Raw genomic sequence first — 15,721 nt, 5'->3', positions numbered from 1 at the left:
TCTATCCGGGGCGGGGCGCGGGGTTAGCCCCTAAACTGGCGGCATGAGATTTCAGCCGCACCCGAAGCCACCAAGATCCCGACCCGGCCAAGCAACATCGGCCAGTGTGCAGCCTGCAGCCACAGTCCACGCCTCGGCATACGTGCAGAGCCTCGACTACTGGCTCCAATCCGATGCCGCACGAATGGCACCCGTAGAATCTACGTCCGCGCTCCGGGACATGGCTTGGTCATACGGACAGTGGCTGGGTTTCCGGGCCGCCGTTGGTGGGCTCGGCATTACGCTGATTGGCGGCAGTGCCCTGACACTGCTTACGGCTCCGGGCTCCGTGGCCGTTTGGCTTCTGCTGCTCTTGTGCGGCCTGGCATTGGTGGTCACGGCCTGGCTTGTTGCGCGGGCAAAACTGCCGGGCGTGGTGCACGGCAGAGGACCGGCAATCTCACGCGCCGCAGGAACAACTGGCTCAGGGCTGGGCCTTGCGCTGTTCATGGCTGCGGCTTCATGGGTTCTGCTGTTCGTGGTCTTTCAAAGCCAGTTGGCTCAGGGCCTTGCCGCGGTACTCACCCTCGCCGCGTATTGCTTGTTGTTCCTGCTGGGTTGTCTGAGTGTTTTTGCCGGCCCCGGGTACTGTGCCCAGCACGGTAAGCGTTTCTTCCGCCGCCGGATCGACCAAGATTCCAAGGTGCGGCGGGAGCTGGAATCTCTGGCCCTGACCTGGCGCGACCCCGTAGCAGACCGGAACTTCGGCCCCTTGTGAGGGGATCCATTGCGCCGCTTCTGCGAGTCGCCAGTACGCTGGAGGAATGACTGACACCGAACTTCGCATGACTGACCACGAGCTCCTTGTCCTGCTATCGATGACTCCCACAGAATCTGCTGCCGTCACTTTAGGACTGCTTCGCCTTGATCAACACGGTGACAATGAGCTGCTGCACAATGCCGGCTTGACCACACTGTTGGTGCGCGGACTTGCCTCGCCCCAGGGTGAAAAGATTGTTCCCGTGGACCGGTGCGCTGTGGTGGGTACAGTGCTTTCGCAGGCCCAGGAGTGGCTTGAAATCAAGCTCACAACACCCACCAGCGAACACGTGCTCTTTGCCGTGGGATCCAATGTGGGGGCGGTATTGCTGAGCCTCAGCCCCTACGGCGTTCACGAGATTCAGCCCATTGAATCAGGTGCCGCCATGCTCGAATTGGCCCTGCACTTGAGCAATGAATACCTGACCGGTGCTGCTGAGGGCTTACCAGCCACCGCTGTGGTGCGCCGCCTCCGTGTTGATGGCGAAGCGGTTGTGGCACAGCTGACAGCCGTGGAATCCGGCGAATGGGTACTCCGCAGCGGCAGCGAATCCGAGTTCACTGAAGAAAACCACAGCGCGGTAGAGGCCATGACCGCGTTCAAGGCCATACTCGCAGCCTGACATTGCGAGCACCTCGGATATCGGCCAGCTAGGAGCTGGCTGGTTCCAGGACCCCCTTAAGCACGACGGCGGTGACCCACCTTTGGAAGGTGGGTCACCGCCGTCGTAATTTAAGGACCGGGACTACTTGTTGTAGTTCGGCGCTTCCACTGTCATGGTGATGTCGTGAGGGTGCGATTCCTTCAGGCCGGCAGCCGTGATGCGGACAAACTTGCCGCGGGCCTTGAGCTCGGGAATGGTGGGCGAGCCAACGTAGAACATGGTCTGGCGCAGGCCGCCAACCAGCTGGTAAGCAACCGAGGCGAGCGGGCCGCGGTAAGCAACGCGGCCTTCAATGCCCTCGGGGATGAGCTTGTCATCGCCGGAGACGTTGGCCTGGAAGTAACGGTCCTTGGAGTAGGAGGTGTTGTTGCCACGGGTCTGCATGGCGCCCAGTGAGCCCATGCCGCGGTAAGCCTTGAACTGCTTTCCGTTGACGAACACTGTCTCGCCCGGGGACTCTTCGGTACCGGCCAGCAGGGAACCGATCATGACGGTATCGGCTCCGGCAACCAGGGCCTTACCGATGTCGCCCGAGTACTGCAGACCGCCGTCGGCAATCAACGGCACACCGGCTGGGATGGCAGCCTTGGCGGACTCGTAAATGGCGGTGATCTGCGGGACGCCAACACCTGCAACAACGCGGGTGGTGCAGATGGAGCCCGGGCCAACGCCGACCTTGATGCCGTCGGCACCGGCGTCGATCAGGGCCTGAGCGCCTTCGCGGGTAGCTGCCTGGCCACCAATGATGTCAACGTGGGCGGCAGCCTTTTCGCTCTTCAGGCGAGCGATCATTTCCAGAACACCCTGGCTGTGGCCGTTGGCGGTGTCAACGAACAAGGCATCCACCCCGGCCTCGACGAGGGTCATGGCGCGCTCGTAGCCGTCGCCGAAGAAGCCGATGGCTGCACCAACACGCAGGCGACCCTCATCGTCCTTGGTGGCCAAGGGGTACTGCTCGGCCTTGGCGAAGTCCTTGACGGTGATGAGTCCGCGGAGAATTCCGGCGTCGTCAACGAGGGGAAGCTTCTCAATCTTGTTCTTGGCGAGCAAGTTGGAGGCGTCTTCGCGGCTGATGCCGACCTTGCCGGTGATCAGCGGCATGTGTGTCATGACGTCGCGGACCAGGCGCGTGGAGTATTCGTTTTCCGGGATGAAGACGGTGTCGCGGTTGGTGACGATGCCCATGAGGCGACCGTCCTTGTCCACAACCGGCAGGCCAGAAACGCGGAAGCGGGCGCAGAGCTCGTCCAGCTCGGCAAGCGTAGCCTCGGCGCCGATGGTCACCGGGTTGGTGATCATGCCGGATTCGCTGCGCTTGACCAGATCAACTTCTTCGGCCTGACGCTCAATGGACAGGTTGCGGTGCACAACGCCCAAGCCACCCTGGCGGGCCATGGCGATGGCCATGCGCGACTCGGTCACGGTGTCCATGGCGGCCGAAAGCAACGGAGTCTGGACAGTGATGCGTTTGGAAACCCGTGAGCTGGTGTCAGCGTCAGAGGGGATCACGTTGGTGTGTCCGGGAAGGAGCAGGACGTCGTCATACGTCAGTCCAACAAAGGCGAATGGATCATGAATTTCAGGCTGGGACACGAAGGCTCCTTGGCGGGGTAGAACCGGTGGGGGGTGTGTGCATCCAATGGCCGGTCCCGTAATTACGAAGCTAGCCTGTGCGTTGGTTACAGTCTAAAACGAAAGCGGCTGTTGCCCTATTCCCGTTCGTTGCGTCACACAGAGACCGATCAACGCCTGGCTCTGCGTCCCGGCAACAACGCCCTCAGAGCGTTGAGGATGGTGGCCAGGTCAACCAGTTCCTGCGCCAGAGCTCCGGCAACGGCAGGAACGAACCCCAAAGCGGCCACGATCATCAGTCCCACGCTCAGCACGATGCCAATCCAAATACTTTCAATGGCGATCTTCATGGTCCGCTGGCCAATTTCAACGGATTGGGCCACTTTGGCGATGTCATCGAGCATGATGACCACATCCGCGGATTCACTCGCCGCCGTGGAGCCTTTGGCTCCCATGGCAATTCCGACGTCGGCCGCGGCAAGGACCGGTGCGTCATTGATGCCGTCGCCCACCATGAGGACAGGGACGGGGGCCAGGGAGTTGACGATCCTGACCTTGTCTTCGGGGAGAAGTGCCGCCTTGACCTCTGTGATTCCGGCCTGGCGGGCCACGTGGTCCGCCGTGGATTGCGCGTCACCTGTGAGGATGATGGTGTTGCGCACGCCCAAGGAATTCAGCGTCTTGATGGTTGCCGCCGCATTGGGCCGGATGGGATCGCTCATGACCAGCGTTCCAGCGAAAACACCATCGATGCCAACGTAGACCGCCAGCTGGCCGCCGGACAGATCAGCCGGCACCACGCCTGTGGACTTTTCGGCGACAAAGGCGGGCTTGCCGATAACAACTGTGCGGCCGCCGCACGTTGCCAGCACCCCGTTCGTGGCGTGTTCCACGGCATCATTCGACGGGAGCAGGGTGAGCCCGCGCGCATCAGCTTCGGCAATGACCGCCGCGGCAAGGACGTGGGAGGAGTATTGCTCTGCCGATGCCGCAAAGGCAAGGAGTTCTTCTTCTGACACGGTGCCTGCGGTCCGGACTTCTTCGAGCGTTGGATGACCGCCGGTCAGTGTGCCGGTCTTGTCAAAGGCTGCGGTTTTGACGTTGGCCAGCAGTTCCAGCGTCCCACCGTTCTTGATAATGATGCCGGCCTTGGCGGCCCTGCTCATGCCTCCGAGGAACGCCACGGGCGCTGCAATCAGCAGCGGGCACGGGGTAGCGACCACCAGGACTTCGGCGAATCGGGAGGGGTCCTTGCTCAGGAACCAGGCGACGCCGGCCAAGGCCAGTGCCAGGATGGTGAAAGGAACCGCGTATCTATCAGCCAGCCTGACCACCGGCGCCTTGCTGTCTGCGGCCTCCTGAACAAGGGCAATAATCCGGCTGTACTGTGAGTCGGCCTCACGTGCCGTGACCTGCATCCGAACGGCGGCTGAGCCGTTGACGGTACCGCTGATGACAGCGTCGCCCGCCACCCGCTCAACGGGCAGGCTCTCACCGGTGAGTGCTGCTTCATCAAAGGAGCCGGAGTCCGACAGGAGCAGTCCGTCTACCGGGACGACCTCCGCAGGTTTGACGATCAAGACATCGCCAAGTTCGACGTCGGACGTGGGAATGTCTTCAACCACCCCACCCAACCGCTCACGGTGCGCGATGCTGGGCGCGCGGCTCAGGAGGGCCCTCAGTTCCCGCTGCGCACGTCCGGCAGCAAAGTCCTCGAGCGCCTCGCCGCCGGAGAGCATCATGACAATGATCAGCGAGGCAAAGTACTCACCAACGGCCACGGTGCTGATGATGGCGGTAACGGCAAGGATATCGATGCCCCAGTGCCCGCGCATGATGCCTTTGACCATGCCAACGCCCTGATAGAGGGCAATTCCGACGGCGTAGACGCTCGCCACCCATTGGGCCTGTACGCCCAGGCCGGTCAGGGCCAGGACGCCGGCGGCGACCATGACAACAGCGGTCAAGGCCACGATGGGATAGCGGCGGATGAAACCCCTGACCCGGGGTAATTTCCGAACTGCCGCCGTCGAGGGCAGCTCGCCGGGAACCTCAGGCTTCATTGCCAGCGATGTCCGCTCCGCAGAATCGTTCATGCTATTAGTGTCGCCCTAGTCAACGTTTTCACCAAGTCCAACAAGTCCAACAAAAAAGGACGGCGTTTGCGGGTTCGGACGGCTGTATACAACCGTCCGAACCCGCAAACGCCGTCCCTTGTGCAGAGGAACACCAAACGTTGGGCCCACGCTCGCCAGGTTCCCGAGAAATCGCGTCAGCGATTTACCGGGCCGGCGAGTGGGGACTAGTGCTGGTGTGCTGCTTCGTCCTCGGCAGGCTTGTCCGTCACGAGAACTTCGGTGGTGAGCACCAAAGCCGCGATGGAGGAAGCGTTGCGCAGGGCTGAACGGGTGACCTTGACCGGGTCGATGACGCCAGCCTTGACCAGGTTCTCGTAGACACCGGTAGCTGCGTTGAAGCCGAAGCCGTCTTCAAGTTCGCCAACCTTGTGTACAACAACGTAGCCGTCGTGGCCAGCGTTCTGTGCGATCCAGCGCAGCGGCTGAGCAACGGCCTTGCGAACCAGCGCAACAGCAGTTGCTGCATCGCCTGTCAGGGCTGCAACGTCAGCGTCGTCATCGAGTGCCTTGGCGGCCTGCACGAGTGCGGAACCACCACCTGCAACAATGCCCTCTTCCAAAGCTGCACGAGTAGCTGAGACAGCGTCCTCGATGCGGTGCTTCTTTTCCTTCAGCTCGACCTCGGTGGCTGCGCCAACCTTGATCACGCCGATGCCGCCAGCCAGCTTGGCCAGACGTTCCTGCAGCTTTTCCTTGTCCCAGTCGGAGTCGGTGCGCTTAAGCTCGGCGTGCAGCTGAGCCACGCGGTCAGCAACATCCTCAGCGGTGCCAGCACCGTCAACGATGGTGGTGTTGTCCTTGGTGACAGTGATGCGGCGAGCCGTACCCAGTACCTCGAGGCCAACCTGATCCAGGGACAGGCCAATCTCCGGGGAGACAACCTGTGCGCCGGTCAGGATCGCAATGTCCTGCAGCATGGCCTTGCGGCGGTCGCCGAAACCCGGAGCCTTGACGGCAACAACGTTCAAGGTGCCGCGCAAGCGGTTGACGATCAGCGTGGACAGTGCCTCGCCATCAACGTCTTCAGCAATGATGAAGAGCGGCTTGTTGGCAGCAAGTGCCTTTTCCAGCAGCGGCAGGAATTCCTGCAGGTTGGAGATCTTGCCCTGGTTGATCAGAACCAGTGCGTCTTCCATGACTGCTTCCTGGCGTTCTGCGTCAGTGACGAAGTACGGGGACAGGTAGCCCTTGTCGAACTGCATGCCCTCGGTGAGGACCAGCTCGGTGGAGGTGGTGGAGGACTCTTCGATGGTGATGACACCATCCTTGCCGACCTTGTCGAACGCTTCGGCGAGCAGGTCGCCGATTTCCTGGCTCTGAGCGGAGATGGCGGCAACTTCTGCAACCTGTCCACCCTCAACCGGGCGAGCATTCTCCAGCAGGCGCTTGGCAATGGCTTCTACGGAAACCTGGATGCCGCGCTTGAGCTCGCTGGGAGCCGCACCTGCGGCAACGTTGCGCAGGCCTTCCTTGACAAGTGCCTGTGCCAAAACGGTGGCCGTGGTGGTGCCGTCGCCGGCAACATCGTTGGTCTTCGTGGCAACTTCCTTGGCCAGCTGTGCGCCAAGGTTCTCGTAGGGGTCTTCCAACTCAACTTCGCGAGCGATAGTCACGCCGTCGTTGGTGATGGTGGGGGCACCCCACTTCTTGTCGAGCACAACGTTACGACCGCGCGGGCCCAACGTTACTTTGACGGTGTCCGCCAACTTGTCGATGCCGGCCTCGAGGGCCTTGCGTGCATCGTCATTAAACTGAAGCTGCTTTGCCATGCGTTTGTCCTTTCACGCAAAGACCCCGCGCCGGTCCCTAGGGATCAACGGGCACGGGGCTTTACAAAAGTGGTTGACGAAAGTCGTTACTTAACGACGATTGCCAGTACGTCGCGGGCCGAGAGAACCAACAGCTCTTCGCCACCGGTCTTCACTTCAGTTCCACCGTACTTGGAGTAGATAACAACGTCACCCACGGCAACATCGATCGGGACGCGGTTGCCGTTGTCGTCAACGCGGCCGGGTCCAACTGCCACAACTTCGCCCTCCTGGGGCTTTTCCTTGGCAGTATCCGGGATAACCAGACCGGAAGCGGTAGTCAGCTCTGCTTCGAGCTGGCGAACAACAATACGATCCTCAAGAGGCTTAATAGAGACCGACACTTAGGACCTCTCCTTCACACGAAAATTTTATGGACGGCTGTCTTGGCAGCCATGTTTGTGTGGAACCCAACCGTCGTCGCGGTGCCGGTGATGTTCCCATGGCCAAAAGATCAGCGCGTTAGCACCCTCGGGGTGAGAGTGCTAACTCTGACTCTAGGGAATCGATTAGCACTCGGTCAAGGCGAGTGCCAGTTTCACCCCAAAAAGTACGACGACGGCGGGCCGGGTTTCGCTCACGGCGCACCTTTGTGTCGGCCCTGGTAGGCGGCGGGAAACGTTGTTGTCGTGAACGCGGCCGAGTGCAAGGATGCAACCATGACTTTATGCCCTGTTCAAGTACGTGACCTGAAGAAAAGCTACGGCAGCTTCACAGCCGTGGATGGCATCAGCTTCGACATCCACGAAGGCGAAACCTTTGCACTTCTTGGTCCCAACGGGGCGGGAAAGAGCACCACCATTGAAATCTTGGAAGGCTACCGGGACCGGACCAGCGGAGAGGTCCGCGTTCTGGGTGTTGATCCCCAGCGCGGCGGCTTGGACTGGAAAGCCCAATTGGGCATTGTTTTGCAGTCAACGGGCGAAAGCGGCAACGTCACAGTGCTTGAACAACTGAATCACTTCGCCTCGTACTACCCGCATCCGCGCAAGGTGGCCGATGTTATTGAGGCCGTGGGTCTGGGCAGCAAAGCCAAAACGCGGATCAGCAAACTCTCTGGCGGGCAGCGTCGGCGTGTGGATGTGGCTTTGGGAATCATTGGCCGGCCCAAGCTTTTGTTCCTCGATGAACCCACAACGGGCTTTGACCCGGAGGCCCGGCGCCAATTCTGGGACCTCATCAAGGAGCTGAAAAGCGAAGGAACCACCATCTTGCTGACCACGCACTATCTCGACGAGGCGGCCATGCTGGCCGACCGGGCAGGTGTCATTGCTGGGGGCACCTTGGTGGACATTGGCCCCATTGACGAGATTGGCGGAGCCAGTGCCCGTGTTCCTCTGGTGCGGTGGCGCCAAGACGGAGCCGACCATGCTGAGCGCACCAGCGAACCGGCGGCACTAGCCGCGCGGCTGTTCGCAGAACATGGCGGGGAGGTGCCGGGTCTGGAAATCACCCGGCCAAGTCTCGAGGACATTTATTTGGATATGGTGGGCGCTCACGCGGCTGGCTTGGAAAGCGGTGCGGCATGAAGACTGTGCAACTGGGCATGTTCCGCATTGGCTACGAACTCAAACTGTATTTCCGTCAGGGCGATTCGGTGTTCTTCACGTTCTTGTTCCCGATCGTGATGCTCTCCATCTTTGCCGTCGCCTTCAGCACTACCGAAAACGTTGGCGCAGCCCCTGACGGCAGTGGCGGCATCTCCTGGGCTGCGTTTTATGTCCCGGGCATGGTGGCTGCGGGCATGCTGCTCAGCGGTGTCCAGAACTTGGCCGTGGATATTGCCACAGAAAAGGGGGATGGGACGCTCAAACGCTTGGGCGGCACTCCCCTGCCGGTATTTTCTTACTTCATTGGCAAGATCGGCATGGTCCTTGTCAGCTCGGTGGCGCAGGTGCTGTTACTGCTCTTGGTAGCCAGATTTGCCTTCAACGTGGAACTTCCCACCGAAGCGGATAAATGGCTGACTTTTGTCTGGGTTTTCTTTTTCGGAGTGATGACCAGCTGCGTTTTGGGTATTGCTCTCTCGGCGCTGCCACGCACAGGAAAGAGTGCCACAGCCGTGGTCATCCCCATGGTGTTGGTGCTGCAATTCATCTCTGGCGTGTACTTGAACTTTGCCCAGCTGCCAGAGTGGTTGCAAAACTTCGCCAGCATTTTCCCGCTGAAATGGATGGCTCAGGGCATGCGCAGTGTGTTCTTGCCAGCAACCTTCGAGGCCGCTGAGTCCAGCGGCTCCTGGGATTTGGGACTCGTGGCTCTCGTCATGGGACTGTGGCTCGTGGCCGGCCTGGTCTTGTGCCGCATCACGTTCCGTTGGATTCGCAAGGACAGTTAGTAGTAGACGGCCAGCGGGCCGCGTGGACCGGCAATAACCTCAACCGGGGTGTCGAAGACACGGGTCAGGACCTCGTCGGTCATGATCTGCGCAGGGGTGCCGAACTCGATGACTAATCCGTCTTTCACGGCACAGATGTAGTCGGCATAGTGCCCGGCAAAATTGATGTCGTGCAGCACGATCACAATGGTGCGCCCCAGTTCTGCGGCGGCCCGGTGGAGGTGTTGCATCATCTGAGCGGAGTGCTTCATGTCCAGATTGTTCAGCGGCTCATCGAGCAGGACGTGTTCGGTATCCTGGGCCAAAACCATGGCAACGTAGGCACGCTGGCGCTGGCCGCCGGAGAGCTGGTCGAGGTAGCGGTTTTCCAGATCTTCTAAGTCAAGGAAGTCAATGCAACGGCTGATGATTTCCTCATCCGCAGCGTTTAGCCTGCCCTTGGAATAGGGGAAGCGGCCAAACCCCACCAGCTGGCGGACCGTGAGCCGGGTGACGAAATGGTTTTCTTGGCGCAGGATCGAGACGATCTTGGACAGGTCTTTCGAGGACGTACTGGCAACGTCGTAGCCTGCCACCTCGATGGTTCCTGCGTCCAGTCCCAGCAGTCGTCCCACCATGGTCAGCAACGTGGACTTGCCTGCACCATTGGGGCCCACCATGGCCGTGATTCCGCCGGTGGGAATGACCAGATCCACCGGGCCAATGGCCACATCGCTGCTGTATTTCTTGTGGACGTCCTTGAGCGTTATCACAAGCGGCCCTTTCTGAGGATGAAGATGAGGAAGACGGTTCCGCCAATGGCTTCAATGAGGATCGAGACCACGCCCTGGGCGTAGAAGACGTTCTTCATGATGAAGTAAGCGCCGGAGAGAACCACGAATCCGGTCAACACGGCGACGGGGAAAATGTAGCGGTGATCGTAGGTGTCTGCGAGCTGATAGGACAGCGTGGCCACGAGGAATCCGAGGAACGTCATGGGGCCCACCAGCGCCGTGGAGACGGCCATCAGGATGGAGACCAAGAACAAGACGCGCATCACCTCAAAGCGGTGGTTCAAGCCAAGGTTGATGCTCGCATCTTTGCCCAACGCGATGACGTTCAGGCGCCGTGCGTTCAGCAGGAGCAGAACCCCGGCCACCACCACCAAGGGGATGGCAACGGGTAGGTAACTGACATCGGCGTTGGAGATGGAGCCAAAGAGTCTGGCCGTGAGAATGTCGAACTCGCTCGGCGTCAGTAGGCGTTGCATGAACGTTGACACGGAGCCGAGCCCGCCACCAATGACGATGCCCACCAAGAGCATGATCTGCAGGTTTCCATACTTGCCGGACAGCAGCCAGCCAAACAGGGCCAGCGAGAGCGCCACCATGATGGCCACTTGCAAGATGAACTGCGGGACTCCTTGGACGGCAACAACTCCAGCCGCGCCCATGAAGAATACAGCCGCCGTCTGCACTGCCATATAGAGCGATTCAAAGCCCAAAATGGAAGGGGTGATGATGCGGTTATTTGTGGCTGTCTGGAAACTGACTGTTGCCAGCGCCTGACAAATAGCCACAATAAGCATGACGCCGACGCTAGTGGCGCGTAGTTCGGCAATGAGCCAGAATCCGGAAGAACCCACGGGCATCGGGTTATCCCAGGCGAGCAGACCGGCACCAAAACCCAGCGCCAGCACGATCAACAGGCTCAGGACAATCCAGTACCGGCGGCCGACTGCCTTGGTGGACAGTGGACCCGATTTACGGACCAGCGATCTGGTTTTCGGGGTTTTGCGGGCAGGAGTCGCGGTGGCGGTATCAAGCATTTCGACGCTGCCTTAAGAGAAGACCAATGAATACGATGGCGCCGACAATGCCCAGGATCAGCGAAACCGGTACCTCGAAGGGCATGATGATGGTTCGCCCAATCAGGTCGCAGACGGTCACAATCGCGATGCCGAGCAGGCATACCCAGGGCAGGTTACTGCGCAGATCATCGCCTCGGAACATGGAGACAATGTTCGGAACGATCAACCCCAGAAACGGTAGATTTCCCACCACCACGGTAACAACACCGGTGGCGACGGCGATCAGCGCTGTTCCGAGGAGCATGATCTGGTTGTAGTTCAGGCCCACATTGGTGGCGATGTCCTCGCCGAGGCCGGCCACGGTAAATCTATCGGCGACAATAAAAATCACCACGGCCACAATCGCAACGATCCACAGCACCTCATACTGCCCGCGGAGGACGGCGGTGAAGCTACCTGCGAACCAGATGCCCAGGCTCTGCAGCATGTCGGTTTGCAGGGCGATAAATGTCGAAATTGCCCCGACAACCGAGCCAAGCATGATGCCCACAATGGGCACTGTCAGAGATGCCTTCAATGACACTCGGCGTAGGAACAAAAAGAAGATCATGGTGCCGATGAAGGCGGCCGCAATGGCGCCTGACATTTTCGCCAGGATGCTGGCCGTGGGGAAGAGAATCATGACCACCAGCAGGCCCAGTCCAGCCCATTCGGTGGTTCCGGTGGTGCTGGGTGAAACAAAGCGGTTTTGCGTCAGAAGCTGCATGACCAGCCCGGACATTGCCATGGCAGCCCCCGCCAACACCAGCCCAATGGTGCGTGGGATGCGGGTGATGGCAAACATTTCCCCGCCGTCCTTGCCGCCGAAAATGTCGTAAACACCGGTAAACAGGGAAACCACCAGCAGCAGGGCCACGATGGCAATGCCGATGATGAGTTTGGGGTCAAAGAGTTTGCCCTTGGAGGGGGCTCTGGTGGTTATGGCCGTCATTCGTCCAGCCGTCCCTTTCAGATTGCTCACGGAACCTACGCGGGAGAAAGCAGCGCAGTGGAAAACAGCGCAGTGGCGGATCGGGCCACAAGGGCTCGATCCGCCACCACATTAGGAAAAGCGGAAATTACTTACCTTCGAATGCATCGGCAATGGAGTTGAAGAACTCCGTGTACGTCTGAATGCCTTCGTTGGTGTAGGAATCGTTGGGCATGAAGATGACATTGCCCTTTTTGGAGGCGGTGACGTTCTTCAGTGCCTCAGACTTGGTCAGCAGTTCCTTACCGGCAACGTACTTGGGGTCATCTGCACTGGTGGCAGCATCGCGGTCCATGGCGATGATCCAGTCCGGGTTGGAGTCGGCAATGGCTTCAACGGAGATGTCATCACCTTGGTGATCGGTGCTGGCGTCTTTGACTTCCAGTGACGGGGTCAGGCCCAGGATGTCAAAGACCGGGCCCAAGCTGCGGCCGTTGCCGGGAGCGGCGTAGTTGATATTGCCGCCGGAGGTGATCAGCCCCATGACGGTGGAGCCTTTAGGGTAGGCCTTCTTGGCACGGGCAATCGCCGCGTCGAGGTCATCGTTGAGCTTCTTGGCTTCAGCCTGCTTGCCGAAAACCTCGCCCAAAACTGTGGTCTGGCGCTTCAGTTCGGCGTCGTAGGACTCGCCATCGCGGGGGTCGAGTTCAAGGACGGTGGCCTTGGGTGCGAACTTGACCAGGTCATCGTGGAACTGGGCGTAGCGCTGACCGTTGACGATCAGATCAGGAGCCACAGCTACAACGGCTTCGAGGTTCGGTTCGCGGTGGCTGCCCAAGTCGATGATCGAGGTATCGGTCTTGTAGGCGCTGGTTTTCGGCATCAACGTCACGGCGCCAGCGGTGAGCTTCACACCCCAGTCGGAGAGGGTTTCAAAGGTGCGGTTGTCAGTGGCAACCACTGACTTCAGTGGGAGGTTGATGGTCTGTGAACCATTGTTGTCCTCGACCGTGACGGACGTGGGAGCGGCAGTGCTCTCCTCGCTGGCGCCTGACGGGGCCTCGGCGCCACAGGCAGTGAGTGCCAGCACGGCGGCTGTGGCGGCAAGCGTCAGTAGGTGCTTCTTCAGCATCTTAGTTCTCCAAGGGTAGATAAGCTTAGGCAATCCTTATAAGCAGTCCCCCCAAGCTATTGCATCTGAAAATAATTGCGCAAATTATTCCTGCCGTATTTACCGTGACTCTTATCACAGCACGTATTCCGGTTAGGCTTGCGTCATGTCCTTAGACGCAATTTCCCCGCTCCTGACCCTTGACGGCTGGGAACTTTTGTCATCCCTGGGCCCTTACAGCGAGGCAGACTCTCTCAAACTTAACGAAACTCTTCGTAAAGCTGGCCACTCCCCCGAGCTGGTCGCCGCCGCATTGACCCAGTCCCGGCTGCGAGCCAAGGCCGAAGCCAAGTTTGGCGAGTTCGCGCATCAAATGCTGTTCACCCAGGCTGGGCTTGAACAAGCCACCCGATTGAGCATCGCTGCGCTGCACGCACAAAGATTTACGACGGCTGGCATCACCAATGTTGCCGATCTGGGCTGCGGCCTCGGCGCAGATTCGTTGGCCATGGCGAGCCTGGACATCAATGTCACGGCTGTGGAAATGGATGAGATTACCGCCGCGTGCACCACTGTGAACCTGATGCCGTTCCCGCATGCAAAGGTGTTGTGCGCCAAAGCAGAGGAGGTGGACCTTGATGGAATTACGGGCGTGTGGCTAGATCCTGCCCGCCGTACCACCAGCACCTCAGGCACCACCCGGCTCTTTGATCCCGAGGCTTTTTCACCCCCGCTCTCCTTTGTAGAGTCACTGGCGGATAAGGGCTTGGCCGTGGGCGTGAAGATGGGGCCCGGCATCCCCCACGACGCCGTTCCGGACACCGCAGAAGCTCAGTGGATTTCCATCAATGGCGACGTGGTGGAAGCCGGGCTGTACTTCAACCAGCTGGCCCGCCCGGGCATTCGACGCGCCGCACTGGTCATTGGCAAGCACGGCAGCTCCGAGCTGACCAGCACTGAAAAGTACCAGCCGCAGGAGCAGGACGCACAGATCGGCCCCGTCAGCAGCTACCTCTACGAGCCCGACGGTGCCGTTATCCGTGCGGGTCTCGTGGCGGATTTAGCCAGGGTTATGGACGCCCATCTGCTCGATGAGCACATCGCATATCTGTCCTCCGATGAGCCGATCGATACCCCGTTTGCCCGAAGCTACAAGGTCATCGAGGTCAAGCCGTTCAACGTCAAGGCCCTCAAAGCCTGGGTCAAGGCCAACCGGATCGGCGTGCTGGACATCAAAAAACGCGGAGTTTCCACCACACCGGAAGAGCTCCGGCGCCAACTCCTCACCGGGTCCGGAAAGGGCCCCAACAAGGCAACTCTGGTACTAACCCGCATTGGTGAGGACCGCGTTGCCATTGTGGTGGAGCCCCACACCCCTTAACCACCCCCTCGACGCTTCCTCACCTTTCGGGACATTCTGGCCGACGCGTCCTCACGTTTCGGGCCATTCCCGCGGACGCTTCCTCACATCCTGCGCTTCGAGCCGTCCGGCTGACGCTCTCTCAGACAGTGGGCAGACGGTGGCTGTGGATAACTTCTGCAGACATCGAATTTTTGGGACACCATTTAACCATGGAGACCAACGACGAACTCCCCGTCCCCGGCAGCCCGTTCACGCTTTCTAAGGCCAAGGACCTCGGACTCGCGCCCGAGCAGCTAAGAGGCCGATCCTTTGCCCATGTCAGCCGTGGCTTGTACCGCCCGGCGCAGTGGGACTTCGACCTGCTCGAAGCTGCCCAGGCCCTTAGTGCCGCCACTCCGGGCGCCTGGATTTCGCATTCCACGGCTGCCCGGCTGCAGGGGCTCATCCTGCCTCCGTGGTTGTCCGATTCGGACGAGCTGCATTTGAGCAAGCCCCAGTTTCTGCCATCTGCAAGGAGGAAGGGCATCCACGGTCACGCCACAGTTGCCTTTCCGGATGAGGTGGAAACCGACAGGCAGCTGCGCATCAGCACCCGTGCCCGGACCTGGCTTGATCTGGCACGCATCCTGCCATTGCCAGAGTTGGTGTGCATCGGCGATCAACTGATCCGGGTGCCACGGCCTCAATTTGAAGAGCGGAGCGAACCGTACGCCACACGGGGATCCCTCCGGCGCATGGTCTTAAGGCATGGAAATTTGCAGGGCATTGTTTGTGCCCGGGAGGCTCTGGAGTTGATGAGGGTGGGCGCCGATTCCGGCCCGGAGACTCTCATGCGGCTGGCCATGGTCGACGCCGGACTGCCGGAGCCGGAGCTGCAAGTGAAACTTTGGGACACCCGAACAAGCCCTTCTGCCGATGCCGGGTACCGCGACAAGAAGATCGCCCTGCAGTACGACGGAGGGCATCATTTGGACGAGATACAACGCCAAAGCGATGTCCGCCGCGACAAGGCGTTCAGGTCAGCCGGTTGGCAGGTGCTAATTTTCACCGACGAAGACTTGGCAGATGGGTTCGACCAAGCCGTCAGAAACATCAAGCAAGCACTGCGGCAGGCATGGACAGCCCCATCGATTGCCTCGGGATTCGCCTCCGGAGAGTGACAGCGCCGC

At 60.1% G+C, this 15,721-nt stretch carries 14 protein-coding genes; 6 read left to right on the top strand and 8 right to left on the bottom strand.

Going from position 1 to position 15,721, the window contains the following annotated elements:
- Window positions 1-43: 43 nt before the first annotated feature.
- Window positions 44-757: a hypothetical protein gene (locus CXQ93_RS09925; protein ID WP_146073205.1), complete on the top strand. Its 714-nt coding sequence runs from the start codon at window positions 44-46 to the stop codon at window positions 755-757.
- Between the two features lie 46 nt (window positions 758-803).
- The gene (locus CXQ93_RS09920; RefSeq protein ID WP_104110226.1) at window positions 804-1,421 is read left to right on the top strand and encodes a hypothetical protein; all 618 of its coding nucleotides are present in this window, start codon (window positions 804-806) and stop codon (window positions 1,419-1,421) included.
- A gap of 123 nt (window positions 1,422-1,544) precedes the next feature.
- Here CXQ93_RS09920 and guaB read toward each other — a convergent pair whose 3' ends face one another.
- The 4 genes from guaB to groES all read right to left on the bottom strand — a co-directional run bounded on the left by guaB (window position 1,545) and on the right by groES (window position 7,325).
- Window positions 1,545-3,056 carry an IMP dehydrogenase gene (gene guaB / locus CXQ93_RS09915; protein WP_104110225.1) on the bottom strand — a complete coding sequence of 504 codons (1,512 nt, stop codon included), beginning with the start codon at window positions 3,054-3,056 and terminating at the stop codon, window positions 1,545-1,547.
- 149 nt (window positions 3,057-3,205) lie between these two features.
- The gene (locus tag CXQ93_RS09910) at window positions 3,206-5,131 is read right to left on the bottom strand and encodes a heavy metal translocating P-type ATPase (protein WP_256939726.1); all 1,926 of its coding nucleotides are present in this window, start codon (window positions 5,129-5,131) and stop codon (window positions 3,206-3,208) included.
- 206 nt (window positions 5,132-5,337) lie between these two features.
- Complete coding sequence (groL, locus tag CXQ93_RS09905) at window positions 5,338-6,942, bottom strand: chaperonin GroEL (protein ID WP_062286694.1); 1,605 nt, start codon at window positions 6,940-6,942, stop codon at window positions 5,338-5,340.
- Between the two features lie 86 nt (window positions 6,943-7,028).
- Window positions 7,029-7,325 carry a co-chaperone GroES gene (gene groES / locus CXQ93_RS09900; RefSeq protein WP_038464523.1) on the bottom strand — a complete coding sequence of 99 codons (297 nt, stop codon included), beginning with the start codon at window positions 7,323-7,325 and terminating at the stop codon, window positions 7,029-7,031.
- A gap of 315 nt (window positions 7,326-7,640) precedes the next feature.
- Between groES and CXQ93_RS09895 the strand changes: the two genes are divergently transcribed.
- Window positions 7,641-8,510: an ABC transporter ATP-binding protein gene (locus CXQ93_RS09895; protein ID WP_104110223.1), complete on the top strand. Its 870-nt coding sequence runs from the start codon at window positions 7,641-7,643 to the stop codon at window positions 8,508-8,510.
- The gene (locus CXQ93_RS09890; protein ID WP_104110222.1) at window positions 8,507-9,319 is read left to right on the top strand and encodes an ABC transporter permease; all 813 of its coding nucleotides are present in this window, start codon (window positions 8,507-8,509) and stop codon (window positions 9,317-9,319) included. Before CXQ93_RS09895 ends, CXQ93_RS09890 begins: the two co-directional genes overlap by 4 nt.
- On the opposite strand, the gene CXQ93_RS09885 is transcribed toward CXQ93_RS09890, so the two are convergent.
- From CXQ93_RS09885 to CXQ93_RS09870, 4 genes are all read right to left on the bottom strand, one after another.
- Window positions 9,316-10,071, bottom strand: a complete 756-nt coding sequence (locus CXQ93_RS09885; RefSeq protein WP_104110221.1) for an ABC transporter ATP-binding protein — start codon at window positions 10,069-10,071, stop codon at window positions 9,316-9,318. The genes CXQ93_RS09890 and CXQ93_RS09885 overlap by 4 nt on opposite strands.
- A complete protein-coding gene (locus CXQ93_RS09880; protein WP_104110220.1) occupies window positions 10,068-11,126 on the bottom strand; it encodes an iron chelate uptake ABC transporter family permease subunit in 1,059 nt (352 codons plus the stop codon). The genes CXQ93_RS09885 and CXQ93_RS09880 overlap by 4 nt, the downstream gene beginning before the upstream one ends.
- Window positions 11,119-12,099 carry an ABC transporter permease gene (locus tag CXQ93_RS09875; protein ID WP_104110219.1) on the bottom strand — a complete coding sequence of 327 codons (981 nt, stop codon included), beginning with the start codon at window positions 12,097-12,099 and terminating at the stop codon, window positions 11,119-11,121. Before CXQ93_RS09875 ends, CXQ93_RS09880 begins: the two co-directional genes overlap by 8 nt.
- 127 nt (window positions 12,100-12,226) lie before the next feature.
- Window positions 12,227-13,210, bottom strand: a complete 984-nt coding sequence (locus tag CXQ93_RS09870) for a siderophore ABC transporter substrate-binding protein (protein ID WP_104110218.1) — start codon at window positions 13,208-13,210, stop codon at window positions 12,227-12,229.
- 145 nt (window positions 13,211-13,355) lie between these two features.
- Between CXQ93_RS09870 and CXQ93_RS09865 the strand changes: the two genes are divergently transcribed.
- Both CXQ93_RS09865 and CXQ93_RS09860 read left to right on the top strand, forming a co-directional pair.
- Window positions 13,356-14,570, top strand: coding sequence for a class I SAM-dependent methyltransferase (locus CXQ93_RS09865; RefSeq protein WP_104110217.1), 1,215 nt, complete (start codon window positions 13,356-13,358; stop codon window positions 14,568-14,570).
- Between the two features lie 191 nt (window positions 14,571-14,761).
- Window positions 14,762-15,712, top strand: coding sequence for a DUF559 domain-containing protein (locus tag CXQ93_RS09860; RefSeq protein WP_104110216.1), 951 nt, complete (start codon window positions 14,762-14,764; stop codon window positions 15,710-15,712).
- Window positions 15,713-15,721 lie beyond the last annotated feature (9 nt).

Source organism: Arthrobacter sp. N199823, assembly GCF_002929705.1.
Lineage (GTDB): Bacteria > Actinomycetota > Actinomycetes > Actinomycetales > Micrococcaceae > Specibacter.
The sequence above is the reverse complement of the archived record's forward strand: the minus strand, read 5'-3'. Positions and strand labels throughout refer to the sequence as shown.